The organism is Oceanotoga sp. (assembly GCF_030445905.1).
GTDB lineage: Bacteria > Thermotogota > Thermotogae > Petrotogales > Petrotogaceae > Oceanotoga > Oceanotoga teriensis.
On sequence record NZ_JASUSU010000009.1, the window covers coordinates 50,595 to 77,395 of the forward strand.

The 26,801-nt window shown below is 25.0% G+C and carries 27 protein-coding genes; 5 read left to right on the forward strand and 22 right to left on the reverse strand.

What is annotated here, in order from left to right; all coding sequences use genetic code 11:
- Window positions 1-8: 8 nt before the first annotated feature.
- The 12 genes from PWP28_RS04105 to PWP28_RS04160 all read right to left on the reverse strand — a co-directional run bounded on the left by PWP28_RS04105 (window position 9) and on the right by PWP28_RS04160 (window position 11,339).
- A complete protein-coding gene (locus PWP28_RS04105; RefSeq protein WP_308644299.1) occupies window positions 9-635 on the reverse strand; it encodes an ankyrin repeat domain-containing protein in 627 nt (208 codons plus the stop codon).
- A gap of 61 nt (window positions 636-696) precedes the next feature.
- The gene (locus PWP28_RS04110) at window positions 697-1,149 is read right to left on the reverse strand and encodes a hypothetical protein (RefSeq protein ID WP_264149471.1); all 453 of its coding nucleotides are present in this window, start codon (window positions 1,147-1,149) and stop codon (window positions 697-699) included.
- A gap of 25 nt (window positions 1,150-1,174) precedes the next feature.
- Complete coding sequence (locus PWP28_RS04115; RefSeq protein WP_308644300.1) at window positions 1,175-1,747, reverse strand: HAD family phosphatase; 573 nt, start codon at window positions 1,745-1,747, stop codon at window positions 1,175-1,177.
- A gap of 23 nt (window positions 1,748-1,770) precedes the next feature.
- Window positions 1,771-2,625 carry a carbohydrate ABC transporter permease gene (locus tag PWP28_RS04120; RefSeq protein WP_109606113.1) on the reverse strand — a complete coding sequence of 285 codons (855 nt, stop codon included), beginning with the start codon at window positions 2,623-2,625 and terminating at the stop codon, window positions 1,771-1,773.
- 9 nt (window positions 2,626-2,634) lie between these two features.
- Complete coding sequence (locus tag PWP28_RS04125) at window positions 2,635-3,543, reverse strand: carbohydrate ABC transporter permease (protein ID WP_109606111.1); 909 nt, start codon at window positions 3,541-3,543, stop codon at window positions 2,635-2,637.
- A 61-nt stretch (window positions 3,544-3,604) separates the two neighbouring features.
- Entirely contained in the window at window positions 3,605-4,894 is a 1,290-nt protein-coding gene (locus PWP28_RS04130) for an extracellular solute-binding protein (RefSeq protein ID WP_308644301.1), read from the reverse strand.
- A 207-nt stretch (window positions 4,895-5,101) separates the two neighbouring features.
- Window positions 5,102-7,027, reverse strand: a complete 1,926-nt coding sequence (locus PWP28_RS04135; protein WP_308644302.1) for an ABC transporter permease — start codon at window positions 7,025-7,027, stop codon at window positions 5,102-5,104.
- Complete coding sequence (locus PWP28_RS04140) at window positions 7,014-7,778, reverse strand: ABC transporter ATP-binding protein (protein WP_109606105.1); 765 nt, start codon at window positions 7,776-7,778, stop codon at window positions 7,014-7,016. The genes PWP28_RS04135 and PWP28_RS04140 overlap by 14 nt, the downstream gene beginning before the upstream one ends.
- A gap of 476 nt (window positions 7,779-8,254) precedes the next feature.
- Complete coding sequence (locus PWP28_RS04145) at window positions 8,255-9,271, reverse strand: sensor histidine kinase (protein ID WP_308644303.1); 1,017 nt, start codon at window positions 9,269-9,271, stop codon at window positions 8,255-8,257.
- Window positions 9,268-9,942: a response regulator transcription factor gene (locus PWP28_RS04150; protein ID WP_109606093.1), complete on the reverse strand. Its 675-nt coding sequence runs from the start codon at window positions 9,940-9,942 to the stop codon at window positions 9,268-9,270. Before PWP28_RS04150 ends, PWP28_RS04145 begins: the two co-directional genes overlap by 4 nt.
- A 66-nt stretch (window positions 9,943-10,008) precedes the next feature.
- Window positions 10,009-10,866 (reverse strand): AraC family transcriptional regulator, encoded by an 858-nt coding sequence (locus PWP28_RS04155; protein WP_308644304.1) that lies wholly within the window; start codon window positions 10,864-10,866, stop codon window positions 10,009-10,011.
- On the reverse strand, window positions 10,863-11,339 hold the full coding sequence (locus PWP28_RS04160) for a GyrI-like domain-containing protein (RefSeq protein ID WP_308644305.1): 477 nt from the start codon (window positions 11,337-11,339) through the stop codon (window positions 10,863-10,865). The genes PWP28_RS04155 and PWP28_RS04160 overlap by 4 nt, the downstream gene beginning before the upstream one ends.
- Before the next feature lie 486 nt (window positions 11,340-11,825).
- Between PWP28_RS04160 and PWP28_RS04165 the strand changes: the two genes are divergently transcribed.
- From PWP28_RS04165 to PWP28_RS04175, 3 genes are all read left to right on the forward strand, one after another.
- Entirely contained in the window at window positions 11,826-12,722 is an 897-nt protein-coding gene (locus tag PWP28_RS04165; protein ID WP_109606084.1) for an AraC family transcriptional regulator, read from the forward strand.
- Between the two features lie 152 nt (window positions 12,723-12,874).
- On the forward strand, window positions 12,875-13,723 hold the full coding sequence (locus PWP28_RS04170; protein WP_109606082.1) for a MurR/RpiR family transcriptional regulator: 849 nt from the start codon (window positions 12,875-12,877) through the stop codon (window positions 13,721-13,723).
- 203 nt (window positions 13,724-13,926) lie between these two features.
- Window positions 13,927-14,418, forward strand: coding sequence for a hypothetical protein (locus PWP28_RS04175; protein ID WP_308644306.1), 492 nt, complete (start codon window positions 13,927-13,929; stop codon window positions 14,416-14,418).
- Between the two features lie 36 nt (window positions 14,419-14,454).
- Here PWP28_RS04175 and PWP28_RS04180 read toward each other — a convergent pair whose 3' ends face one another.
- The 7 genes from PWP28_RS04180 to PWP28_RS04210 all read right to left on the reverse strand — a co-directional run bounded on the left by PWP28_RS04180 (window position 14,455) and on the right by PWP28_RS04210 (window position 21,343).
- Window positions 14,455-15,534: an ABC transporter ATP-binding protein gene (locus tag PWP28_RS04180; RefSeq protein WP_308644307.1), complete on the reverse strand. Its 1,080-nt coding sequence runs from the start codon at window positions 15,532-15,534 to the stop codon at window positions 14,455-14,457.
- A gap of 4 nt (window positions 15,535-15,538) precedes the next feature.
- Window positions 15,539-17,218 (reverse strand): iron ABC transporter permease, encoded by a 1,680-nt coding sequence (locus PWP28_RS04185; RefSeq protein ID WP_308644308.1) that lies wholly within the window; start codon window positions 17,216-17,218, stop codon window positions 15,539-15,541.
- Between the two features lie 49 nt (window positions 17,219-17,267).
- Window positions 17,268-18,248: an ABC transporter substrate-binding protein gene (locus PWP28_RS04190; RefSeq protein ID WP_109606074.1), complete on the reverse strand. Its 981-nt coding sequence runs from the start codon at window positions 18,246-18,248 to the stop codon at window positions 17,268-17,270.
- A gap of 188 nt (window positions 18,249-18,436) precedes the next feature.
- Entirely contained in the window at window positions 18,437-18,904 is a 468-nt protein-coding gene (locus PWP28_RS04195) for a DUF3919 family protein (RefSeq protein WP_109606072.1), read from the reverse strand.
- Window positions 18,901-20,313 (reverse strand): HAMP domain-containing sensor histidine kinase, encoded by a 1,413-nt coding sequence (locus tag PWP28_RS04200; RefSeq protein WP_308644309.1) that lies wholly within the window; start codon window positions 20,311-20,313, stop codon window positions 18,901-18,903. The genes PWP28_RS04195 and PWP28_RS04200 overlap by 4 nt, the downstream gene beginning before the upstream one ends.
- 1 nt (window position 20,314) lies before the next feature.
- On the reverse strand, window positions 20,315-20,977 hold the full coding sequence (locus PWP28_RS04205; protein WP_109606069.1) for a response regulator transcription factor: 663 nt from the start codon (window positions 20,975-20,977) through the stop codon (window positions 20,315-20,317).
- A 15-nt stretch (window positions 20,978-20,992) separates the two neighbouring features.
- The gene (locus PWP28_RS04210) at window positions 20,993-21,343 is read right to left on the reverse strand and encodes an iron chaperone (RefSeq protein ID WP_109606067.1); all 351 of its coding nucleotides are present in this window, start codon (window positions 21,341-21,343) and stop codon (window positions 20,993-20,995) included.
- Window positions 21,344-21,609: 266 nt separating this feature from the next.
- On the opposite strand from PWP28_RS04210, the gene PWP28_RS04215 reads away from it, so the two are divergent.
- Window positions 21,610-22,245, forward strand: a complete 636-nt coding sequence (locus tag PWP28_RS04215) for a GNAT family N-acetyltransferase (RefSeq protein WP_109606065.1) — start codon at window positions 21,610-21,612, stop codon at window positions 22,243-22,245.
- Between the two features lie 85 nt (window positions 22,246-22,330).
- On the opposite strand, the gene gnd is transcribed toward PWP28_RS04215, so the two are convergent.
- Genes gnd through PWP28_RS04230 form a run of 3 tightly spaced genes read right to left on the reverse strand, consistent with a single transcriptional unit; the run spans window position 22,331 to window position 26,087 of the window.
- Window positions 22,331-23,230, reverse strand: a complete 900-nt coding sequence (gene gnd, locus PWP28_RS04220; protein WP_308644310.1) for a phosphogluconate dehydrogenase (NAD(+)-dependent, decarboxylating) — start codon at window positions 23,228-23,230, stop codon at window positions 22,331-22,333.
- Window positions 23,231-23,248: 18 nt separating this feature from the next.
- The gene (locus PWP28_RS04225) at window positions 23,249-24,589 is read right to left on the reverse strand and encodes a gluconate:H+ symporter (protein WP_308644311.1); all 1,341 of its coding nucleotides are present in this window, start codon (window positions 24,587-24,589) and stop codon (window positions 23,249-23,251) included.
- 19 nt (window positions 24,590-24,608) lie between these two features.
- Entirely contained in the window at window positions 24,609-26,087 is a 1,479-nt protein-coding gene (locus tag PWP28_RS04230) for a gluconokinase (RefSeq protein ID WP_308644312.1), read from the reverse strand.
- 360 nt (window positions 26,088-26,447) lie between these two features.
- Here PWP28_RS04230 and PWP28_RS04235 point away from each other — a divergent pair, with 360 nt between their 5' ends.
- Window positions 26,448-26,645, forward strand: coding sequence for a cold shock domain-containing protein (locus PWP28_RS04235; RefSeq protein ID WP_109606057.1), 198 nt, complete (start codon window positions 26,448-26,450; stop codon window positions 26,643-26,645).
- Window positions 26,646-26,801 lie beyond the last annotated feature (156 nt).

A 26,801-nucleotide genomic window follows, 5' to 3' on the forward strand; every position in this document is an offset into this window, starting at 1 on the left:
TTTCTAATCTATATTTTCTTTAAAATTTTTTGTATTTCATCAAGACCTAAATCTTTAGAATAATCATAAGCCGTTTTTCCTTTAAAATCCTTTATATTTTTAACTGCTCCTTCTGCTAACAAAGATTCAACAAAATATTTATTATTACATAAGACAGCATATATCAAAGCAGTTTTACCATCATTATCTCTAATATTAAGATCACCCTTTTCTTTGATATAATTAAAACATGATTTATTATTAGATAAAACCGATGCTATTAAAGGAGTTATTCCATATTTATTTTTAAAATTTATATCAAAATTATATTTTTCCAATGTTTTTAAAATTTTTGCGTCGTTAAGATTCAATATATATATTATAAATATATTATTACCACTATTATCCAACTTTTTAGGATTCAATCCTTCTTCTACAAGATAATCAAAAACTTCTTGGTCTAAAACATAAAATAATAAATTTTTACCATCTAAACTTTCATTTTTTATATTTAATTTTTCATCATATTTTAAAAATTTTTTTAATGTATTTAAATTCATTATTCTTATATTAGATGCCAAAAAAGATATATTAAAATCAGTCCTCCAATAAGTTTGTTTAGTATTAATATTATTTTTTATAAAAAAAACAATCAAATAATTATATTAAAAAAACAGAGACAATAAATTATATTTATTGTCTCTGTTTTGGTTCAAATCAAAGTTTAACATTAAATATCTCAAAAAATCTTTTTATAATTTTAGAAGGAAATAATTCTGATTTTGATATCATTAAAAAAGAAAAGAATGTTTGTAATATTCCTATTATAAAAAATACAATATGAATTTTATCTACAGTATTTATAATTAAACATTGAATTATTATCCAAAAAGGTAATATTATGCTAAAAACAAAGCTAATATATGGATAATAGTATCGTTTTAATTTAATACAAATAGCAGATATAATATTTCCAACACCTAAAATAAAAAACAAAAAAAGTCCTGGAATCAAGAAATTCTTAAAAGGTCCTGTTTTTAAAATTTCTGTTGTAATTCCAAAAGGGGTTTCAGGATCTATAATAGTTACTATTCCCCCGATTAATGCACCTATTCCAACAAAAATATGCATTATAAATGAACTAAAAAGTAATTTTCTTAATTTGATCACCAACTCTCTTAAAAGATTATTTAAATTATATAAACTCTTTTAGCTTAAGTCTAACATTTTTGGCATTATCAAAATGAATAGCTTTTATTCCAATTTCAGATGCACTTTGAACATTTTCTTCATAATCATCTATAAAAAAAACATCTTTAGCTTCTATATTTTCCTCATTTAGAATATATTTAAAAAATTCTTTATCTGGTTTTACAAGATGAATTATATGAGAAGCATAAACATAATCAAAAATATCATAATCTCCATTATTTTTATGTATATTATAATGAGCTTGTAGTGTATTAGTTCCACATATTACTCTATAATTTTTCTTAAGATCTTTTATCAAATTTATAGTATCTTTTTTTAAAATTGGTTTAAAAAATTTTCCCCATATATTACCTTTATTTTCAAGTTTTGCAATATCACAAAATTCTATCCAAAAATTTTCTTCTGATATTTTACCAGCCATTATAAGATTAAAAAGCTCATGAAATTTTTTATCCTTAAAAAAACTTTCATCTTTTCCAAAAAATTCTGCAATTTTAGACCTAACATTAAAATTATCTACAACAACTCCGCCCATATCAAAAATAAAAAGTTTCAAAATGATCACCTCTAAAATATATTTTATTTTCTTGAAGAGTGCAAATTTGCACCACTCAAAAAATATTTAGATAAAGTAAAGAATAAAATAAACATTGGTATGCTTGCTATCGCAGCAACTGCCATCATAGCCCCTTCATCTGTATTCATTTCTGCTGTAAATTTTACTATATAAAGAGGTATTGTTTTCATTTCTTCACTTTGTATTACAAGTAAAGGCCATAACATATTATCCCATTGAGCTCTAAAAGTCAATATTCCAAGTGTTGCAATTACAGGTAGACTATTTGGAAAAACAATCTTCCAAAATATTTTAAATTCATTCGCTCCATCTATTCTTGCTGCATCTAAAAGTTCATCTGGGAATGTAATTAAAAATTGTCTCATCATAAATATTCCAAAAGCATTTGTTAAAAAAGGTACTATTAATCCCATATAAGTATTTTGAAGATTTAATTTTGTTATTACTAAGTATAAAGGAACCATTATAGCTTCAAAAGGAATCATCATTGTAGCCATTATACATATAAAAACTATATTTCTCCCTTTAAATGGAAATTTTGCAAGACCATATCCAGCAATTGCAGATAAAAATATAGTAGATATAGTTACTACAGTAGAAACTATAATTGAATTCAAAATATTTCTTATATATATATAATTACCAGAATTTCCAGCAATTGCTTTTTGATAATTTTGAAAATAAAATTCTTCCGGAATCCAACTAAAAGGCATTCTTAATATTTGATTTGATTTCATGAATGAAGCACTAAACATAAATATTATTGGAGCAATTATTATTATTGCAAAAACAATTAAAAATATCCATATTAAAGTATCTGATAGTTTTTCACCAAAATTATTTTTTTTATAATTCATATAATCACCTCAATTAAAATCTACATCATCATTTTTTGAAATTTTAAATTGTATTATAGTTAAAATAAGCATCAACAAAAAAAGAACTATACTCATAGCAGATGCTTTACCAATAGAATGGTCTCTTATTGCAGTATTATAAATATTCAAAGTAATTACATTTATTGGTTCTGTAGGTGCTCCAGACTGAGTAAATAAATACTGTGTACTAAAAGTTTTAAGACATTGAAGCATTGACATAATTGAAACCAATACCGTTGTAGATTTTAATAAGGGTAATGTTATATATTTAAAATCTTGATAAGATGTTGCTCCATCAATTTTAGCCGCTTCATGAACACTTTGAGGTATACTTGCAAGTCCTGATATAAAGATTATTGTAAAATACCCTATATACTTCCAAAAGTATACTATTATAGTAGCAAGCTGTACCATTCCTCCTGATGAGAGCCATCTCCAATCTTTACCACTTGAACCTGTTATAAAATTTATAAATTGATTTGCAAGACCCCTTGGTTCAAATATCATCAACCATATAACTGCCGCTGTAACTGATGACAAAACAGCAGGTGAATAAAAAGCCATTTCAAAAAATTTTTGAAACTTTTTTCTTGACATTATGAAAGTAGCAAGCAATAAACTTATTATAACTATGGGAACAAAAGTACCAATAGTAAAAATTATTGTTGCTCTAAAAGAATTCCAAAAATCTGGAGAAGAAAATATATATTTATAATTATCAAATCCAACAAACTTAGGAGGTCTTAAAGATAATAAATTTTTTTTAAAAAAACTTGTATATGCTGCATTTATTATGGGATAAAAGCTAAACAGTGCAAAAAAAATCAAAGATGGAAATACAAAAATCCATCCCCATTTGGCTTTTTTCTTTTCAATTCCATAAACCCTATTTTTCATGATCTTTCCCCCTATTATTTAAATGATGCCATCTAATTAAATTAGACAGCATCTTAAATTTTTAATAAATCATATCTAATCCTTCCTTATAAGATTCTTCAACTTTTCTTTTCAATATCTCTAAGGCTTCTTTTGATGTTTTTGTTCCAAACATAACAGATTGAACGGCTTCTTCCATATGTTTTTGTATTTTAGCTGAATTAGCTTGATAAAAAACAACTTCAGCCTTTTCAAGATCTTTCAAAAAAACATCTGAATATGGATAAGATTTAAAGAGGAATGATTCTAATAATTCTTTTTTTGGTTGAATAATAGCAACTTTTTCAAGATATTCTTCTGGATGACTCAACATAAAAGAAACAAATTTCCACGCCATCTCTTGATTTTTTTTAGGTTTTTGGGAGTTAACCATATAATAATGACCATAATATTTTGCTGGAACATCTTTTTTTGCATTTTCAAATTTTGGGAATGGTACTACCATCCATTCTTTACTATTATAAAAATCAGGATTTTCTGCTTTTATTCTTGCTATTTGATAAAGTCCACTTGAACACATAGCTATATCATTATTGTCTTTATTAAAGACTTTTCTTGCTGCAGTACTCGTTGGCGAACCCAAATTTAATCCCGATGGACCAAATTCAGCCATATAATCTAAAAATTTTAACCATGCTTCATCATTAACTATTACTTCTTTTCCATCGTCACTTATAAGCTTTCCACCTAACTGTTCAACCAAAGGAAGCATTTCTACAAGATAATAAGGATATCTAAAATCAAAGCCTCTTCTTTTAACTATTTCTCCATCTTTTATAGCTATTTTTTGAGATAAACTTACAATATCTTCCCACGTTTTTGGATAATCTTTTTCTGGATCAAGACCTGCATCTCTAAAAACTTTCTTATTTATGAAGATACACCAATTAGTTATTTCAAGAGGTAATCCATAAACTTCATCATCAAAAGTAACAGGATCGAGCATTCCTTCCATATAAGAATTTAAAAGATCATCTTTATTTTTATATCCAGCAGCTTTATAATCAACAGGAGAAACCCTACCATTAACTATATATGCATATTCGTCTTCGATTGACATATTAAATATATCTGGTCCTTGCTTTGCAGCAAAAGCTGTTAAAATTAATTCTTGAATTTTAGTAGAAGAATATTCAACTCTTTTTATTTCAACATCAGGATAAACCTTTTGAAACTCTTCTATATACCTTAACTCTATTTCTTTTCTATTAGGATCTTCATGTGTCCAAAACATTAGTTCTATTTTTTTTGAAAATCCCATAACTGATAATAAAAATACAAATAATAGTATAATAAAAAACTTCTTTTTCATAACTATCCCTCCCAAGTGATTTATAATAAAGAATCATATTGATTAAATATATTATAGTACTATATTTCTTTATTGTTAAATCTTCAAACTTAGTATTAATGCGTTTTAAGGGTATATACTCTTATTTAATTATCAAAATCTTAAATAAAGTCATTATTTTAACATTTTTTTATTATAAAAAAACAAGCAGATTTATAATCTGCTTGTTTATTTTTGTTTTATTATTCTCGTATAAGTTGCAACAGTTAAAAAATAGAAAATTATATATATTACCGAATATGAAATTGAAGTTATCAAATAAGGTTTTACAAGTGATAATCCCAACAATTGAGATAATTTACTTATTGCAACAGTGCTATGTATAAGTCCAATTATAAGTGGACTCAAAAAAATAGTAAGTATTTGAGAAGATATAGATTTTTTTATATCTTTAAAACTTATTCCTATATTAGATATTATTTTATATCTCATCTTATCTTCATTGGCTTCATTTAACTGTTTAAAATAAATTATACTTCCTGTACTCAATAAAAAAACCAAACCTAAAAATGTTCCACTAAATATTAAAACTCCATTACTCTCCATTGTACCCTTATAAGGTCTATAATAATCAACGAATTTGATATTATTATTCTTCGTAAATTCTACAAGCTCATTTGTCAATTTTTCACTATTAGTTTGATCTGATATATCATAAGAAGATGTTTTTATTATTTTAGAACTATCTTTAAGATTTTCGTACATATCATCTTTTACCACTAAAACTCTATCGGCAAATGAAGCACTTATAACAAATCTTTTATAAGGATCTTCAATTATTTTTAAATTTATATTTCTATCATTAGGCATCAAAGTTACATCAGTATCTTTAAAAGAAAAATCTCCGAATCCAATATAATAACCATCAAATAAAATAGTATCTTTATCATTCTTCAAATTTATTTTTGGAAAATGTTTTATATCAGCTATTTTATTATAATCACTTTGTTTTATAAGCTGTACATCACTTTTATTTTGAAAGAAGAAAAAACCACTTGAATTTTTAGGATTAAATTTTGCTTCTAATTTTAATATTTCCAATCCTTCTACACTATTTAAAATCTTATGATTATTATCTTTTATTATATTTTTTAAATCATTTTGTACATTTTCATTTTTATAATCTACAGTGAATGAAAATGGAGAAGCTATTTTTGCAGCCGTATCTGACATATAAACAAAGCTAAAAACAGTTCCTATAGCCGTTATAGTAACAGCACTTAAAAGAGCTAATGTTGCAAGAGTTACTGCATTGGTTTTTACTCTGTAGAGTACTTGGCTCGTACTTATTATATTAGTACCTTTATAAAATTTATTCTTATTTTTCTTATTTCTCTTAAGAAACCAAATTAAACTCGACCTAAAAAAGATATATGTACCCAAAATTGCAAGAAATAAAGAACCAAAAAAAGCTGACATAAATTCTAATTTAACCCCAGCATTTATAGCCACATAATAACATAAAGCTAATATTAAAATACCTAAAAAAGTGAAAAACAATGAAGGGTTCGGCTCTTTTTGTTTTTTTGAATCTGCTTTAAAAAGATCTATAAGTTTAAATCTATATATTAATGAATAAGAATGTATAGATGCTATGAAAATAAATATTAAAAATACTATAGTAGTTTGAATTATTGCCTTTGGTACTATTTCAAATTTTATATAAACAAAAGTTCCCATCATATTTAAAAGAATCATAGAAAAAAGTTTTGACAAAAGAGTTCCTAACAGTATTCCAAATATAAGTGCGAGTATTCCCATAACTATATTCTCATAAAATAACATCCTTGCTATCTGTCTTTTTCTCAATCCAAATAAAGAATATAATCCAACTTCTTTTTTACGTTTTTTAGTAAAAAATGAATTAGAATACCATATAAATACAGCTGAAAAAATAGCTAAAATAACTGCTGATGATTGAAAAGAATAAAAAACTGTTGCCGATGCAGCAGAAGCAGTCGCCACTTGCTGATTATACTGTAAAGAAACGAAAGTATAGTATATAACTATACTAAAAATCATTGAAAAGAAATACACAAAATAATTATAAAAATTCTTCTTTATATTTTTTATGGCTATGTCAAATAATGTCATTTGATTCACCGCCAATTACTGAAAGAACATCTAGAATCTTATGAAAAAACTCTTTTCTTGTACCTCCTCTTACAAGTTCTGTAAAGATCTGTCCATCTTTTATAAACAAAATTCTTTTACAATAACTTGCAGCAAAAGCATCATGCGTAACAACTAATATAGTAGATTTATTATTATTGTTTAAATCTGTAAAACATTCTAAAAGTTCAGAAGAAGATTTTGAATCTAAAGCTCCAGTAGGTTCATCTGCAAGTATAAGACTTGGATTATTTATTATAGCTCTCGCTGACGCAGTTCTTTGTTTCTGACCTCCAGAAATCTCCCAAGGATACTTATTCAATATATTATCTATACCAAGAATTTTAGAAATTCTTATTAATCTTTGATCTATTTCTTTAGGTGAAACTTTTGAAAGTGCCAAAGGTAATATTATATTTTCTTTTACAGTCATAGTATCTAATAGATTAAAGTCTTGAAATATAAAACCTAAATTATCTCTTCTAAAAGAAGTTAATTTATCTTCCTTCATATTTATTATATTTGTTCCATTAATTACTACTCTTCCAGAAGTTGGTTTATCTATAGTTGAAATTATATTCAATAAAGTAGTCTTACCAGCACCTGATGGTCCCATGATCCCTGTAAATTCACCTTCTTCTATCTCAATATTTATATCCTGTAAAGCAACATAAGAAACTCCTCTCGAGCCATATACTTTCTTTAAATTTTCTGTTTTTAATACTGTAGACATTAAATAAACACTCCCTTTTTTATTTTATTCTAATATGATTTTAATCTTTAAAAAATTTTTTAGCTATTTAACTTCATTACATAAAAAATTCAAAACTTACTTTTTTGTCACATTATTAATTATATTTAAAGAATTAAAAATATTCAAAAATAAATATAATGAATTTTATGGAAGATAAAATGAAATTTTCCATAATGCTTTGAATAAGTAAAAAGGGATTTGAAGAACGTTATATTCCTGAAGTCAGAGATAATGAAGCTTTAATAAAACTTAATATATCGGTGTTTGTGGTATTGATTTACATTATTACAAAATTGGAGCTATAGGTCTTGATATAACTAAAAATCATGTTAGAAATAAATGATTTCATACTTAAATATGTTAGGTTTAAAATCAATATCTTTCAATAAACAAAATGTCATAGAAAAATTTATAAAACAAGTATAAAAAAGATTCCAAATTTTTTGGAATCTTTTTTATTTAAAATTATAATAATCATTTAATCTTGGAAAATGAATCATTATTTTTGTATAATTACCAAATTTAGATTCTACTGTTATTTTATGTCCAAGTTTATTCAAAAGTTTTTTAGATAAATAAAGTCCCATACCTGTAGATTTAGAATAATTCCTTCCATTATAACCTGTAAATCCTCTATCAAAAATTCGTTTAATATCTTCTTTTTTTATACCTACTCCATCATCTTCTATAATAAGTATTTTTTCAAATTCAGAATTCAAAGAATAAAATTTTATGCTTCCATTCTTATCAGTATACTTAAGAGAATTACTAACTATTTGATTTAAAACAAAATCAAGCCATTTTTTATCTGTCTTTACATCATAATCTAAATTACTAATATCAACAGAAATCTTTTTAGAAATAAATGTTTTTGCGTTTTTTTTGATTATATCTTTTATAATCTTTTCAATATTTACATCAGATATAAAATAATCCTTAGAAAAATCATCTGATTTTGAATAATAAAGAACCTGCTCTATATAATTTTCTATTCTTTCAATCTCTTCAAATATACTTTTTGATTTATCATTTACAACATCATTTTCAAGTGTAAGTTTTATTATTGAAATAGGTATTTTAATTTCATGAACCCATGTAGCTATAAACTCATCATAGTCTCTTTTCTCTTTATAAAGAGCATCATATTTTAAATAATTTAAATAATTCAAATGAGATATTAAATCATTTATAATTATTTCTTCATTTGATTGTGGTTCCGGTAAAGCTGTTATTATATCTCCAGTATATTCATCAAGTTCTTTTAACATATCAAAATATTTCTTCTTGAAAGAAAATTCTAAAAGAAGATAAATAATCATCAAAATAAATGATAAAATATCTAAATACAATATATTTCCTGAATGTATTCTACTATTAGGATCTAACAACATTATTAAATTAATTATTATCATTAAAACAACAAAAAAAATTAAAAATAACTTTTTATCTTTTAAATATTCTTCAAAATTCATGATAAAATATACCCCTGCCCTTTTTTAGTTTTTATAACATCTTTTATACCATATTCTTCAAGTTTTTTTCTCAATCTATTTATATTAACAGTTAAAGTATTATCATCTACAAAACTTTCATCTTCCCATAAAACACGCATTATATCATCTCTTAAGACTATTTTATTATTGTTTTTTATTAAAACATATAAAATTTTATATTCATTTTTAGTAAGTTCAATTTTTTCATCTTTATAAATTAAAATATTATCTTTCATATCTAAAACAATTCCATTATATTCAATGACATTAGTCTGAGTATCATGATATGAATAAGTTCTTCTAAGTAAAGCATTAATTTTAGCTATTAAAATTTCTGTAGATAAAGGTTTTTGAATGAAATCATCTCCTCCCATATTTATAGCCATTATTATATCCATATTTGAATTTCTTGAAGAGATAAATATCACAGGAACTTTAGATATTTCTCTTATTTTGGAACACCAATAAAAACCATCAAATGCAGGAAGATTTATATCAAGTAATACTAGATTAGGATCATAATTTATAAATTCATTTATAATATTTGAAAAATCTTCTACCTCTTTAGTTATAAAGTTCCATTTTTCAAGATTTTGAGATAAAAGAGCACTTAATTTTTTATCATCCTCAATTATAAAAATTTTAAACATAAAATACACCTCCATATATTAAACAATACTATTATATAACAAAAATAAGTCATGAATACTCATGACTTATTCTATTGGATAATAAATATAAATAACAGAATCATCTTCATCATCCTTATAATCTTTACCATAATACTCAAAATCATACGATTTTAAAATACTATAATTGCTTTTAGGAAACCATACCCCATGTATATATTTATAAGTTTCATCTAAAAATTTTATAGATCCCGTGTGTTGAAAAATTACATATTTTTGCAATTCAATTTTTTTACTATACATTCCATATGGAATAAAAGAATCATCATCAACAATACAAGAACAATAATATTCAAAATTTTCTTCTTCTTCAAGAGTATCTAAAAAACTACATAAACCTATAGTTATATCATCATACTTTTTATTTTTTATTTCATCTTTTCTTCTGTTAAATTTTGTCCATAAATCAGAAATTTCATTGTTTTTATTATCACCATAATATCTTAATCCAATTATTTTAAATTCTGGTATTATTTTTATACTAACATTAATATTAATACCATTTTCTATAAGTTTCAAATAGTTTTCATTTATAACTGCTTTTTCAAGAAAATAAGTGTTATAATTCTTTTTTCTATATTTCCCAGGAGTAACCTTAAACACTTTTTTAAAAGCTCTTGTAAAAGATTCTTGAGATTCAAAACCATAATCAAAAGCTATATCTATAATAGAATTATTACAATTCAAAAGATCTTTTGATGCCTCTGTAAGTCTTCTTTTTCTTATATAACTCTTCAAAGTTTCACCAGTGAGTTCATTAAAAATTCTATGAAAATGATACAATGAAAAATTAACATTTTTTGCTATGTCATCTAAATTTATATTTTTTTTTAAATTTTCTTCTATATAATCAACTGTTTTCTGTATAGTTTCTATATAATTCAATCTAAAACATCCTCATTTTTTATTGGATAATAAATATAAATAACAGAATCATCTTCATCATTCTTATACCCTTTACCATAATATTCAAAATCATAATCATCATCAAAATTTACTTTTGAATTTATGAACCATTTTTTGATTTCTTCATAAGTCTTATCCAATTTTTCAACTTTTCCAACATGTTTAAAAACAATATAATCATTAGAAATTACTTTTTTCGATACCATATTCTTTAAATCAATTTTTTCTTCTTCATTCAAAATAATACCACAAATATATTCAAAATCGCCATTAATATTGGCTTTACTACAAAGACCTATTTTATCTTTATTTATGAACTCCTTATATTTTTTAATCTCTAAATGAAATTTTGTCCATAAATCAGAAATTTCATTATTTTCATTTTTTCCAAAGTATCTAAACCCTAAAACATTAAAACTTTCTAATCTCACAAATTTTGGTGACATATTCATAAAATCAAACCTCCTCATAAATTATATTAATATTATACAAAAATATACAAATTTATTCTTGATATTTTTTGCTATTATTATATTTAAAAATTTTATTTTAATAATAAATTATCTTTAAAGTATCAAAAAATTTATTGACAATATTCATTTTTTATGATATAATTGAATTATATAAATAAAAATACCGGCTTAAAAAGCCGGATTTTTTTTATTTATAATAATTTTGTGAATTTCAAGACTTAAAGAAATACAGAAAATATATTACAAATGAATTATAGTGATTGTAGATATAATATAATATGAAATGAAATAAAATAACCTACACAGCTTAAGCCGTGTAGGTTATTTTAATATAATTATATTAAAGAATTTATATTTTTACATTTAAAAATTATAATATTAATATAAAAATTTATAATAAAATAGCAATTACAATCAAGATTTAAAAATTGCAAAATGATATTATTATTATAAATGAGGTGAAAAATGAGTAAAAAAATGAATACTATAAAAAAAATTCAGGTATATATTGAAAAAAATTTAAATTCAAATATCACATTAAAAAATATTTCAGAAATTTCCGGATATTCTCCTTGGCATACAGAAAGATTATTTAAAGAAATCATAGGTAAAAATCTCTTTTGTTATATAAGAGATCTCAGACTTTCTAAAGCTGCCTTAAAACTAAGAGACAATAAAATAAAAGTTATAGACATTGCTTTTGATTTTGTCTTTGATTCTCCGGAAGGATTTACACGTGCATTTTCAAAAAAATTTGGAATTTCTCCTAAAAAATACAGTAAAAAACCTGAACCTATTGAACTCTTTATCCCTTATTTAGCTTATGAAAAAAAATCTAAAAATAAAGGAGAGATTAATATGGAAAAAGACGTAAAAGCTATTTTTGTACAGATTATTGAAAGACCTGAAAGAAAAGCTTTAATATTAAGAGGAAAAAAAGCAAAAAAATATTTTGAATACTGTGAAGAAGTTGGATGTGATGTATGGGGTGTACTCACAAGTGTAAAAGAAGCTTTATACGAACCTATTGGAATGTGGCTTCCTGACAATATGATAAAAGAAGGAACTTCAAAGTATGTTCAAGGAGTTGAAGTTCCTTTGAATTATAATAATAAAATACCAGAAGGTTATGAACTCATAACTCTAAAACCCTGCAAAATGATGGTTTTTCAAGGAGAACCATATGAAGATGAAAATTTCAATGAAGCTGTATCTGAAGTAATGGAAAAAATAGATAAATTTGATCCAGAAATATACGGATACAAATGGAATTATGAATCAGATCCTTCATTTCAACTCGCACCAATGGGATATCGTGGCTATATTGAAGCAAGACCTGTAAAAGAAAAAAATAAATCTTAAAAAACAAAAAAGATCTCTTTTTAATTCATTTATAAAGAGGTCTTTTTCAATATATTTAAAATAATATTAATCTCAAACATGATCAATACTTGATGATATTAAATTAAATTAAGTTATAATATAATTAATAACTATGAAAAGAGGGATTAAAAATGGAAAAAAACAACTATATGCAGTCCATAATGAACATATATTCAAAATTAAAAGGGGCTGAAAAAAGAGTTGCAGACTATATACTAAAAAATCCTTTTGAAATAATTCATATGACCATAACTGAACTCTCTGAAAAATGCAAATGTGGCGAAGCTACGGTATTCAGGCTCAGTAAAAAACTTGGTTATACAGGATTTCAACAATTAAAAATCAGCATAGCAAGTGAAAATGTTGAACCAATAAAAAATGTACATTGGGAAATAAAAAAAGATGATGATATAACTATAATAAAACAAAAAGTATTTAATTCAACAATAAACTCATTGAAAGAAACTTTAAATCTAAATGATTCTAAAAATTTAAATGAAGCTATAAAAATACTTTCTGAATCTAATAAAAAAGTATTCTATGGTATGGGAGGTTCATCTGCTATAGCTCTCGATGCCTATCATAAATTTTTAAAAATAGACAAAGATTGCATATATCATTCCGATTCTCATTTTCAAGCAATGCTAAGTGCATCTTTAAATGAAAAAGATTGTATTTTAGCGATTTCAAATACAGGAAGTAATAAAGAATTAATAGAAAACCTAAAAATTGCAAAAGAAAATAATACAAAAATAATATCAATTACTTCAAATATAAAATCCCCAATTGCAAAGGTCTCAGATATAATATTAATCGCTTATGGTAAAGAAAATGATTTCAAAAGCGAAGCTTCAGAATCAAGAATAAGTGCTTTGACCCTTATAGACACTATTTTTGTTGGAAGTTGCCTTAAGAAAAAAGATGATTATTTTTGTAATTTAGAAAAAATAAGAAACTCAATATCAAAAAAAAGATTTTAAAAAATGACTTTACAAAGTCATTTTTTTATTACTAATAAACTACAAAAATATATCTTTAATTTCTTTTATTAAATTTAATCTATTTATTAAATCACAAACGTTTAATTAATATTTTTGTAACCAAAAAAAGATTACAAAGGAAATGTTTTGTACTTATAATATGTTTTTTAAACGTAAAAATATATTATATAGGGGGTAATTCTATGAAAAAAAGTATTTTTGTAATATTAGTTTTAACTTTGGGGATTTTATTTGTTAGTTGTACAAAACCAGCAGAATCTGAAAGTTCAGCTGCTGAAAAACAGTTTAACAATGTTATAAAAGATTTACAAAATAAATTACCTGGTTCAGAATTCTGTGACAAATATGTTTATATGGAAAATTTAACTGAAGAAGAAAAAAATACTGGTAAAAACCAACTTTCCCTTATATTGGGTTTTCTATACAGTACTTCAGATATAAAAAGTTATAAAGTTGAAAATATAAAAATATCTTCTAAACCAGCTGATGCTCCTGCAAAAATAGAAAAAATAGCTACTGCAAACATTACAATAACTTTAGAAAGTAAAACTGATCCCGTGGAAACCGAAACTGAAACTTCAGAAGAAAATTTAATTTATATTAATGGAAAATGGTATGGAGTATACTTATACAAAGAAGGAACTGAAGTAAAATCTTATCCAGAAATGTCATAAAAATAAAAAAAAAGAGACAATCATTTCGATTGTCTCTCATTTTTTTATTATCCAACTATTTTTTTTACTAAAATAAACTTCCAAATTTTTTCCTATAACGGGAAGTTCTTTTTCAATTATATTGTATTCATTTACATGTAAAAGTTTTCCATTTTTAAGTCTTATATCCAATTCTATATTTGAACCTAAAAAAACATATTTATCTATTATACCTGAAATATAATTTTCTCTATTTTCTTTTTTTGTATTTATCCCTTCTGGTCTCAAAACTATATAAACTTCATCATCTTTTTTCAATTCTTTATCAGAATAACCTATAAATTCTTCATTGAGTTCTTTATTAAAAACTTTAATATAATCCTCACCTATATAGCTTATTTTACCTTCCAAAAAGTTTACATTTCCTATAAAATCCGCAACAAATTTATTTTGAGGTTTAGAATATATTTCATATGGAGAACCAATTTGCATTATTTTTCCTTTATCCATTATAACTATCAAATCTGATATACTCATAGCTTCTATCTGATCATGAGTTACATATATACTTGTTATATTCAATTCTTTTTGTATTCTTCTTATTTCAAGTCTCATACTTTCTCTAAGTTTCGCATCAAGATTTGAAAGAGGTTCATCAAATAATAAAACTTTAGGCTCCATAACTAAAGATCTTGCAAGAGCTACTCTTTGTTGTTGACCACCCGAAATTTGATCTGGTCTTCTTTTTTCCATACCATTTAACCCAGTTAATTCTATTATTTTATCAGCTTTTTCTTTTATTCTTTTTTTACTAAATTTCTTTAGTTTTAATCCAAATTCTATGTTCTCTCTAACATTCATATGAGGAAACAATGCATAACTTTGAAACATCATAGATATATCTCTTTTATTTGGTGGATCATTTGTTATATCTTTTTCATCCAATATTATATTTCCAGCTGAAGGATTTTCAAATCCAGATACCATTCTTAATGTAGTTGTTTTACCACAACCAGATGGGCCAAGAAATGTAACAAGTTGTCCCTCTTTTATATCAAGATTAAAATTATCAACAGCTGTATTTTCTACTCCATCACTTTTAAAAATTTTTTTTAAATTTTTCAAATTTAATGACATAAACTCACCTCTGACTATTATTTACGAGTGATATTTTATTTTTTAAAAATAATTTTAATATTCCCATAAATGCAAATATTATTATTATCAAAATTACAGAAAAAGCACATGCTTCTGAAAGTCTTCCAGAATCACTCTGAGAAAGAATTTGCACAGTCATAAGATTCCAATTTGCTGAGACTAAAAATATAGCCGCACTTATGGCTGTCATAGATCTAACAAAAGAATAAACCATCGCTGAAAAAAAAGCAGGTATTATTAAAGGTAAAGTTATTTTAGAAAAAACAGTTTTATCATCTGCCCCTAAAGTATATGCAGCTTCTTCAATTGCAGGATCAACTTGACCTAAAAGAGCCATTCCAGATTGAATTCCAACAGGAACATATCTAAAAACAAAGTTTATTACAAGTATTATAAAAGTTCCAGTCAATAATATTGGTTTTGAGTTAAAGGCCAATATATAGCCTATACCTATTACAGTACCTGGAACTGCAAAATTCAATAATGATGTAAATTCCATAGTTCTTTTTAAAGGAAATGTTTTTCTGACTATTAAAAAAGCGATTATCATACCGAGCAATGCCGATATAGGTGTAGATGTAAGAGCTATTATCAATGTATCTATTATAGATTGTCCACCAACATCAAAAACATATTTAAAATTATCAAATGTAAATTGATTATTCATTCCCCAAACTTTTGTAAATGCTCCCCAAAAAATAGTTACATATATTAAAAGTATAAAAAGAGAAATTATAACTATAATTGTAAATAATACCCATTTTGTTATAGGACCAACACTTTTTATAGTTGAAGTATTTGGTTTTCCAGTAACTGTTATGTATTTTTTCTTTCCTATCCAATATTTTTGAACTATAAAAGCTATTATGGAAGGAATTAAAAGCCATACAGCTAATGCTGCTCCAGTCTTTAAATCAAACATTCCCGTTATTTGAAGATAGGCTTGAACAGATAACACGGGAAATCTTGAACCCGCAAGTATTAATGGATTTCCAAAATCAGCCAACGATTCTATAAAGAGTATTAACATAGTACTCGCTATTCCAGGAACTGATAGAGGAAGAATTACCTTAAAAAATACTTGTTTTCTATTAGCTTTTAAATTAAAAGCTGCATCTTCCAGAGTTGGAGAAATAGTAGATATCACCCCATCAAGAGTTATAAAAGCAACGGGGAAAAATGAAACTATTTGAGCTATCATAAGTCCCCATAACCCATAAACTGGAAAATTTCTTATACCAAAAATTTTTGCTGTTATAAGGCCATTAAATCCGAATAACATTATTATTGCTAAAGCTCCAATAAATGGTGGAAAAACCATTGGTATAACTGCTATAGTTTTAAAAAGTTTTTTAAATGGTATATCTGTTCTATTCAAAGTATAAGCAAATAAAAATCCTAATATCGTACCTATAATAGCTGTTAGAGAAGCTATTAATATTGAATTAAAAAATCCTTTTTTCATATAATTGTTTCCAAATACATCTTTATAAATTTCTAAAGACATATTACCCTCTGAATTTGTAAAACTAACTTGTAAAACTCTAATCAATGGATAAATAATAAAAAGTGCTATTAAACTAAATATAATAATTATTAATATCATTATTATGGGATTTTTGAAAAGTTTTTTTGCTTTATTTCTATTTTCTTCACTGAACATATAAAACCTCCTAAATAAAACGAAAGGGGGATTTTTCCCCCTTAAATAATTATTTTACAGGAAGAACTTCATTTACCCAATCATCTATTATTCTCTTTTTATTTTCTGCTGCCCATTTTTCATCTACACTTATCAACTTTATTGTTGATAATGGTTGTAAAGTTCCAAAATCAACATCTTTTCTAACTGGATAAAAATATGTTTTTTCATCGACTATCGCTTGTTGACCTTGTTTTGACAATATCCAATCAACAAGTTTTTTTGATTCATCAATATTCTTTGTTCCTTTAACTATTGAAAGACAAGCTGACTCATAAGGAACTCCTTTTGCAGGAAATACTACATCAACTGGATATCCTTGTTCTTTAAATTGGAAAAAGGCAGGAGTGAATTGAATACCTATACCGGCCTGACCAACACCTACTGTTTTAGATGGACCTGTTCCTGATTGTGTATATGATTGAACATTAGGAGCTATTTGTTTTAAATATTCCATAGCACCTTTTTCTCCATATATACTTATAAGACCTGTTATTAAAGAATAAGCAGTTCCAGATGATTGTGGATTAGGATACTGTATCATATTTTGATATTCTGATTTTGATAAATCTTCCCATGTTTTAGGTATATCTGCTTTTATCTGTTCCATAACACTCAAATTTACTCCTATTCCTATTGGATTCATATAAAAAGCATGATAATATCCTTCTTTATCATAAAAAGTACTTTCTATAGCTTGAAATTGAGATTTATAAGATATTGTCAAGTCTCTTTCTTTTGCTATTATATGATTTGACATTGGAGCCCCAAACCATATATCTGCTTGTGGATTATTTTTTTCTGCTTCAAGTCTTGCTAAAGCTGGTCCTGATGATAAAAATATATACTTTACTTTTATACCAGTATCTTTAGAAAACTTTGTAAGTATTTTTCTTGCATTAGCTTCATCAACACTCGTATAAACTATTAATTCACCAAAAAACATAATTCCAACAAGAATAAAAGTTAAAACTGATAATAATTTTTTCATACTATCCCTCCCTATTTTTAAATAAATTCATATATATTTTATAGTAGAAAAAACATATAATATTTTCTAAAAAGTATTAAAATTGTATCAAAATATAAAAATGTAATTTCAAATTAATCAAAAAGAAGCATAACAAAATAAAAAAGATATTATTTCTTTTAAACAGAAATAATATCTTCTATTTGTATTTAATCAATTTCAATAATGGATTTTTCATAATATTTCATGAGATTACTCTTAAAATTTATTATAAAAGTATTCTTTTCATTTCCATAATAAAGATCTTCAATCTTTAAATCTTCATCTAGAATAAAATTTTTATACTCTTCATTCAAAAATATAAATTTTCCTTTTATAGCATTTTCACCAATTTTACTTATAGTACTTTCTGTATAATATGGAAGTTTTTTTATTTTATTCCATGAGTTTATTATAAACTCTGAATCAACTATATCTATTCTTTTATCATTATACTTAAAAGATATTTTATAAGGTATTTGTTCAAAAATCATATTACTCTCAAAATTTTTTTCTGTATTTTTGGGAAAATATGGTTTATTATACCAATTTGATATACCCTTTGACCCTAAATATACTATAAAAAAAACTATTAAAATATAAATTATCAAAAATATATAATTTTTTATATTTTTCATATTGATTCACTACTTTCAAACTTTAGAATTACTTTTGTATATTCATTTTCAACACTCTCAATTTTTATATCTCCATTTTGTTTTTTCATTATATCTTTCACAATACTCAAACCAAGTCCTGTACTTTTTATTTCTTTAGACCCTGAATAAAATGGCTCAAAAATTTTATCTATATTCTTTTCATCTATACCTTTACCATTATCTTTTATCTCAATTATCTTATATTCTCTATCAATTAAAATTCTGAACTCCAAAGTACTACAATTACTATGTTTAATGGAATTATCTATTATATTTAAAAAACATTCATAAGTTTTTTCATAATCACATCTAACAATTGTATCCTTAAATTGTTTGATTATATTTATAGAAAATTTTTCTATTCTTGGTCTTAAAGTATTTAAAGCATCTTCCAGTATTTTTTTTATGCTATGATTTTTTAACACTACATGTATAGAATTTTTATTCAATTTTGAAATATAAAGCATTTCTTCTACAAGAATTAAAAGTCTTTTTCCCTGATTATTTATATACTCCAAAGATTTTTCTATATCTTTTGAATCTTTTAATTTTGGTAAAATTTCTGAATATCCTATTATAGATGTTAATGGTGTTTTTAATTCATGGGCAATATTATCTACAAATCTTTTTTGTTTATCTTTTTCATCTTTTAGATTTTTTATATATTTATTTATATTTTCAGACATTTTATTAAATGAATTTGTTAACTCTTCTATTTCATCTCCAGTATTTATATTTATTGTAGAGTTAAAGTCTCCTTCTGAAATTTTTTCTGCCTCATCTTTTAATTTTTTTAATGGATTTAATATTTTAAAAGAATAAATATAACTCATAAAAAATACCGCTATAAAAGACAAAATACCAGTTATTATAAATATTAAATTATTTTTAGCAATTATTTCAAATTCACTTATTAATGGATAAATATATCTTATACAGCCTATTACTTCATTATCATAAAAAATTGGTGCTGAGAAAAATAATAATTTTATTCCATCATCATTTTTTATTATATAAGTTTTTTTACCATTTACAGCATAGTGAACATCCTGATAAACATAATATTTTTTATTCGGTAAAGTTTGACTCATCATTTCTTTTCTATTATTATATATTTCAATCTGTATATCAAGTTTTGAATGCATATATTCGCTTATAATAGGACTTTTTTCTTTTAAATAATCATAAATATTTAATCCATCAAAACCCTTTATCGTTTCGTCTATATAATACTTATATTCATCAACTCTTTTATCAACAAATTCAACAGACTTATTAAGTATACTTTCATAAAGTACATTCATCATAACAAAATATATTATCAAAAAAACTATCAAAAATATCATAATATTTTGTATTATGAGTTTAAATCTAAGATTTAAAGTCATTTTACACCTCAAATTTATATCCTATTCCATAAAGACTTATTATCTTTTCTCCATAAATCCCCATCTTTTTTCTAACTCTTTGAATCAACATATCTACAGCTCTCGTATCAACTGGTATTTCATATCCCCATATTTTTTCGAGTAAAACTTCTCTTGAAAATACTCTATTGGGATTATTCGCAAATAAATTTAAAATTTCAAACTCTTTTTTTGTAAAATAAATTTCTTTTTTATCTATGAGTATAATCCTTTTAGAAATATCTATTTCAAGATAATTTGGCAATATATTCGCTTCTTTTTCTTTTTTCATTCTCTTCTCTATAGCCTTTATTCTAAGTATTAATTCACGACTATCAAAAGGTTTTGTTATATAGTCATCAGCACCTAAATGTAATCCTATTAATTTATCATTTATTTGATTTTTTGCAGTCAACATTATTATGGGAGTATCTTTATCTATGCTTCTTATTTCTTTTAAAATAGAAAAACCATCTGTATCGGGTAACATTATATCAAGTATCAAGAAATCTGGTCTTTCAGATTCAAAAATTTCAATTCCTTTCTTTCCATTATCAGCAACTAAAACATTATAATCTTCAAGCATCAAATTCATTCTTATCAAATCTAATATACTTTCTTCATCATCTATAACAAGAATTTTCATAATTTCACCTTCTATTTAATTCATTCTATTCATTTGTTCCTTTACTCTAAATTTAGTTATATCTTCTATTAGATCATAAGGAATTGGTTTACCATATGAAAACTTTATAGTTCCTTTAGATGTTTTAAACCCCTCTAATTTATCTTTAAAGTATTCAACTGCTTCAGGACCTGGATATATACCCAAATGTTTTTGATTAGCTGCAAAATGTATCAAATTACCTTGAAGATAAAAAGTAGGTATACCATAACTTATTTTTTCAATACTTTCTGGAGCTGCTCTTTTTATAGTATTCCTAACTTTTTGAAGTATAGCTTGTATCTCCCGCGGATATTGATTTATATATTCCTCAACAGTTTTAAACATTAAATCCCCCTCCTTTATTCCTTTATTTAATAATATCATAAAAAATTAACTCTTATAATTATTGAATATTATTTAATTAAATGATATTATATATAATAAGATTATTAAATTCATTAATAATCCAAATCATACAAAAAGGAAGGGTTTTATGTCAAAAAACTTTAGTACAATGGAACCGGTATTATTGTTGGAGGTTTAACAACAATAATAAACCTCCAACATTTATTCTAAAAAATCATATTAGATAAATTGGAGGAAAAATAAAAATGAAAATAAATATTAGAAAAGAAACAATTAAAGATTATAAAAAAGTTGAAACTGTTGCAAGAGAAGCATTTTGGAACTTATACTTTCCAGGTTGTTGTGAGCATTATATAATACATAAAATGAGAAATCATCCCGATTTTATAGAAGATCTTTCTTTTATAATAGAAGTTGATGATGAAATCATTGGTGGAATTTTTTTTGCCAAAGCAAAAATTATATCAAATAATAAAGAATATGATGCTATTAATTTTGGTCCTGTATTCATACACCCAAAATATCATAGGATGGGTATTGGTAGAAAATTAATAACTCATTCTATTGAATTAGCTAAAAAAATGGGACATCGTGCTATTTTAATTTTAGGAAATCCCAAACATTATGAAACTTATGGGTTCTTAGGTGGAAAACATTATAATATTTCAATGCCTGATGGAAAGTTTTATAAAGGTTTATTAGTTCTACCTCTATATGAAAATGCTCTCAAAAATATTTCTGGATATGTTTCATTTTCAGAGGTATTCGAAATAAATGATGATGAAGTTGATTCTTTTGATAAAAACTTTGATTATAAAGAAAAAAAATATCAAGAAAGTCAAAAAGAATTTGAAAAGACAAGTACTATGCTTGATGATTGATCAAACTTTAATCAATTAAATTTTTATAATAAAAAATAAACGGATGCATGACTATTGTTTTTTAATAAGTCATGCATCTTTTTTATCATTTATTTTCAATTATAGAATGTCCACCAAATTCATTTCTTAAAGAGGCTATTAATTTTCCAGAATATGTATCTTCTTGTTTAGATCTATGCCTAACCATAACAGATGCTGTAATAACTGGTGCTGGTATTCCCATTTCTAAAGCTGTCTGAGCTGTCCAAAGTCCTTCACCATTTGCATCTATCACACCTTTTATTGTATCTAAATTCTTATCTTTATTAAACACATTTTTTGTCAATTCCATAAGCCAACCTCTTATAACAGAACCATGATTCCAAAGATCTGCAAGAGATTCCATATCATAATCAAAATCACTTTTTTTAAGTATTTCAAATCCTTCTCCAATGGCTTGAAGCATTCCATATTCTATACCATTATGTATCATTTTCGAAAAATGACCGCTACCAGATTTTCCAGTATATAAATAACCATTTTCAATAGATATATCTTTAAAAATTCTTTCAACCTTTTTAAACGTTGATTCTTTTCCTCCGATCATGGCACAAATTCCATTTAAAGCTCCATCTTGTCCACCGCTTATTCCAGCATCTAAGTAATCAATATCTATATTTTTAAAATTTTCAAATCTTCTCATAGAATCTTTATAATTAGAATTCCCAGCTTCTATTATTATATCTTTTTTATCGAGATAATTTTTTAATTCATTTAATACATCTTCCGTTGGATTTCCAGAAGGAACCATTATCCATAAAATTCTATTTTCTTTAAGTTTTTCGCATAAATTTTTTAAAGATATGCAACCTATAGCCCCTACTTTTTCTGACATTCTTATTCTTTGAGAATCTTTGTCAAATGTATAAACTTCATAACCTTTGTTTATCATATTTTTTGTTAGATTTAGTCCCATTTTTCCAAGACCGACAAGACCTATTTTCATATTTTTCCTCCTATTTCATCAAATAAATATATCTAATATCAAAGCAACACTCAAACCAACTAAACCTATTATAGTTTCCATAACAGTCCATGATCTCAATGTATCTTTTTCATTTATACCAAAATATCTATTAACAAGCCAAAATCCACTATCATTAACATGAGATAGAGCAGTTGATCCAGAAGCTATCGCAATAACTATTAAAGCTGGCTCTACACTAAAATTTGAAAGCATAGGTGCAACAATTCCACCTGCAGTCATCATAGCAACAGTAGCAGATCCTGCAGCTACTCTAACTATTAAAGCTATTATAAATGCCAATAAAATGGGACTCAAATTCAAAGAAGATACTGATTGTGCCAATACATCACCAACTCCACTATCTATGAGAATCTGTTTAAAGACTCCTCCAGCTCCAGTTATTAATATAATAAGACCTGAAGAATTTAAAGCTGATGTTGAAACCTTATTTATATCTTCTTTTGATAATCCTCTAAACCGTCCCAGAACTATAAAAGAAAGGATTGTAGCCACTGTAAGTGCTGTAAATGGATGACCTATGAATTTCAACAATTTTGCAAAAAATGTATTAGGATCTAAAAATGTACTTGAAATAGTATTTAAAACTATCAATACTAAAGGTATTAATATTAAAGAAAAAATAGTAGAGAAACTCGGTAAATCTTTTTCATCTATTTCTTTTTCAATACCTTCAATCATATAATCTGGAACACCAACGTTTATTTTTTTACCTATATACTTACCAAAAATAGGTCCAGCAAGTATCGTAGCAGGAATTCCAGCAATTATACCAAATAATATCACCTTACCAAGATCGGCATTAACAAGTTGTGCTACCGCAACTGGACCTGGTGTTGGTGGAACAAAAGCATGAGTAACTGCTAATCCTGCAAGTAAAGGTATTCCATAATGAAGTACAGATTTTTTAGTCTCTCTTGCCAAAGAATAAACAATAGGCACTATCAATATAAATCCTACATCAAAAAACACCGGTATTGCAACAATAAACCCAGTCAATGCAAGTGCATAACTTGCCTTTTCTTTTCCAAATTTATTTATGAGTGTTCTTGCTAGTCTCTGTGTCCCACCAGAAACTTCGAGCATTTTACCAAACATAGATCCAAGACCAACAACCACAGCTATAAATCCAAGTGTTCCACCCATACCATTTGTCATAGAAGTTATGACTTTATCAAGAGGCATTCCAGAAAATATACCGACTCCCATACTAACAATTAACAAAGAAATAAAAGCTTGAACTTTAAGTTTTATAACCATAAATAAAAGAACAATAACTCCAACGACCATAACAATCCCCAAATAAGCTGCCATAGACATCAATATCCCCCCATATTCTCTATATTTTTTTATTAAATTTATAAAGTAAGTTTATACCTTCTTTATATAATTCAAATCTCTTTTTATAAAATTCATGCTTTTCTGAATTAAAATAATATTTTTTTATCTCAGATATATCAAAAGAAAAATCATTTAAATCTTTTATTTCGCCAACAGCCTTTTTACCAAGAATAATTGCTCCTAAAGCAGAACTTTCATGTGTTTCATACAAATTTAATTCTATTCCAGATATATCAGAAAAAGTTTTTATCCATTCTTCACTTTGAAAAATACCACCATTTAAATTTATCTTTTTTATACCATTAGATAATGAACTAATAGAATTTAAAACATCTTTTATACTAAAACATATTCCCTCTACACAAGCTTTTAAAAAATGATCTTTAGTATGATTGTTTTTTATACCAAGAAAAGATCCTTTAAGTGATGAATCCCAATAAGGTGCTCTTTCTCCAAATATAAAAGGTATAAAAATTAAGCCATCAGAACCTTCTTTCACAGATTTTAAACGATTATCGAGATCTTTATAATCTTTATCATCTGAAAATAACTTTTGAATTATCCATTCATAAGCTATTCCACCGTTATTAATAGCTCCGCCTATAATATATAAATTTTCATCTAAATAATAACAAAATGTTTTTCCCTGTTCATCAGTATAAGCTTGATCACAAGAAGTTCTTATAGCTCCACTTGTTCCTATGGTAACTGCTGCAACATTTTTATTTATCGAATTAGAACCTAAATTAGCTAAACATCCATCACTTGCACCCACTATAAAATCAACATTTTTAATATTTTCAAGTTCTTTATAATCAGAATTTATTCCTTTCAATATATGAGTAGTTGGAACAACCTCAGATAAATTAGATTTATCTATACCTATTTCATTAATTATTTCTTCAGACCATTTCAAAGTTCTTATATCAAATAACCCAGTTGCAGATGCTATAGAATAATCTGTTATATATTTTCCAAATAATTTAAAAAATATATAATCTTTTATAGAAATAAATTTTTTAGTTTTCATAAATAAATTTTTTTTATTTCTTTTAAACCATAAAATTTTATAAAAAGGTGACATTGGATGTGCTGGCGTTCCTGAAATAGCATAAAATTTATGAGCCTTATAATTAGTTTTATACTCATCTGTTATACTTTCACTTCTGCGATCAGCCCAAATTATACAATTAGAAATAACTTCATCATTATCATCAATCAGTATTAAACTATGCATCATGGCACTAAATGAAATAAATTTTAAATTTTTTTCATTTAAATCATATTTTTCTTTTAAATTTTTAATAACATTCAATACCCCATAAAATATTGTTTCTGGATCTTGTTCTTGAAATCTATCATCTTTATTTTTTATTATTTTGTATCCAAAACTTTTAATATCTATTAAATTATTCTTTTCATCAAATAAAACAGCTTTTGTATTCGTCGTTCCTATATCCACTCCCATATAATACATAATATTTTACATCTCCTTTTGAAAATAATTTCTATTTTAATTATAAAAAATATAAAATAACATAAAAAACGAAAATAATTTTCATATTTTTATTTTATAATGATATTTTAATAAAGTAAAGTTCCATATAAAATGATTAAATAGATTTATTTATAAATAATTTATTTTTTTAAAGATTATTATCAATAAATTGGACTTTTTAAAGATTTTATATTTTATAAAACACTTAATGTAATTTTTTGAATTCAAATCGTTACATAAACCATTTGACTTTTTGTTTCAAAACATATATAATTTTAATGTAATATTTAAAAACTGATATTTGTAAATGACATCTCAGTTTATTTTGGAGGTACTATCTTGAAAGGTACAGTTAAATGGTTTGATTCAAAAAAAGGTTATGGTTTCATTACTACAGAAAACGGAGACGATGTATTCGTACATTTCTCAGCAATTACAATGGATGGTTTTAAGAACTTAGAAGAAAATCAAAAAGTTGAATTCGATGTAGTTGACGGAGCAAAAGGTCCTCAGACTGCTAACGTTAGATTAGTTTAACCATAATTACCCATTAGGGTTTCAACGAAAATGAGAGTCGTTTAAAACGACTCTCATTTTGTTTTTATATTTTAAATAATTTAATTTTTTGAATCAAATCTTCAGATATTTTAATGAGGTTTTCAGAGTTAGAATTAACACTTTCAGCAGTTTGAG

Bases quoted from the DNA above. Each gene is read 5' to 3' on its own strand.
- PWP28_RS04120 (WP_109606113.1), bottom strand. From the start codon at position 2,625: ATGAATTATAAAAAAAATAATTTTGGTGAAAAACTATCAGATACTTTA.
- PWP28_RS04125 (WP_109606111.1), bottom strand. From the start codon at position 3,543: ATGAAAAATAGGGTTTATGGAATTGAAAAGAAAAAAGCCAAATGGGGA.
- PWP28_RS04130 (WP_308644301.1), bottom strand. From the start codon at position 4,894: ATGAAAAAGAAGTTTTTTATTATACTATTATTTGTATTTTTATTATCA.
- PWP28_RS04135 (WP_308644302.1), bottom strand. From the start codon at position 7,027: ATGACATTATTTGACATAGCCATAAAAAATATAAAGAAGAATTTTTAT.
- PWP28_RS04140 (WP_109606105.1), bottom strand. From the start codon at position 7,778: ATGTCTACAGTATTAAAAACAGAAAATTTAAAGAAAGTATATGGCTCG.
- PWP28_RS04145 (WP_308644303.1), bottom strand. From the start codon at position 9,271: ATGAATTTTGAAGAATATTTAAAAGATAAAAAGTTATTTTTAATTTTT.
- PWP28_RS04150 (WP_109606093.1), bottom strand. From the start codon at position 9,942: ATGTTTAAAATTTTTATAATTGAGGATGATAAAAAATTAAGTGCTCTT.
- PWP28_RS04160 (WP_308644305.1), bottom strand. From the start codon at position 11,339: ATGAATATGTCACCAAAATTTGTGAGATTAGAAAGTTTTAATGTTTTA.
- PWP28_RS04165 (WP_109606084.1), top strand. From the start codon at position 11,826: ATGAGTAAAAAAATGAATACTATAAAAAAAATTCAGGTATATATTGAA.
- PWP28_RS04170 (WP_109606082.1), top strand. From the start codon at position 12,875: ATGGAAAAAAACAACTATATGCAGTCCATAATGAACATATATTCAAAA.
- PWP28_RS04175 (WP_308644306.1), top strand. From the start codon at position 13,927: ATGAAAAAAAGTATTTTTGTAATATTAGTTTTAACTTTGGGGATTTTA.
- PWP28_RS04180 (WP_308644307.1), bottom strand. From the start codon at position 15,534: ATGTCATTAAATTTGAAAAATTTAAAAAAAATTTTTAAAAGTGATGGA.
- PWP28_RS04185 (WP_308644308.1), bottom strand. From the start codon at position 17,218: ATGTTCAGTGAAGAAAATAGAAATAAAGCAAAAAAACTTTTCAAAAAT.
- PWP28_RS04190 (WP_109606074.1), bottom strand. From the start codon at position 18,248: ATGAAAAAATTATTATCAGTTTTAACTTTTATTCTTGTTGGAATTATG.
- PWP28_RS04195 (WP_109606072.1), bottom strand. From the start codon at position 18,904: ATGAAAAATATAAAAAATTATATATTTTTGATAATTTATATTTTAATA.
- PWP28_RS04200 (WP_308644309.1), bottom strand. From the start codon at position 20,313: ATGACTTTAAATCTTAGATTTAAACTCATAATACAAAATATTATGATA.
- PWP28_RS04205 (WP_109606069.1), bottom strand. From the start codon at position 20,977: ATGAAAATTCTTGTTATAGATGATGAAGAAAGTATATTAGATTTGATA.
- PWP28_RS04210 (WP_109606067.1), bottom strand. From the start codon at position 21,343: ATGTTTAAAACTGTTGAGGAATATATAAATCAATATCCGCGGGAGATA.
- PWP28_RS04215 (WP_109606065.1), top strand. From the start codon at position 21,610: ATGAAAATAAATATTAGAAAAGAAACAATTAAAGATTATAAAAAAGTT.
- gnd (WP_308644310.1), bottom strand. From the start codon at position 23,230: ATGAAAATAGGTCTTGTCGGTCTTGGAAAAATGGGACTAAATCTAACA.
- PWP28_RS04225 (WP_308644311.1), bottom strand. From the start codon at position 24,589: ATGTCTATGGCAGCTTATTTGGGGATTGTTATGGTCGTTGGAGTTATT.
- PWP28_RS04230 (WP_308644312.1), bottom strand. From the start codon at position 26,087: ATGTATTATATGGGAGTGGATATAGGAACGACGAATACAAAAGCTGTT.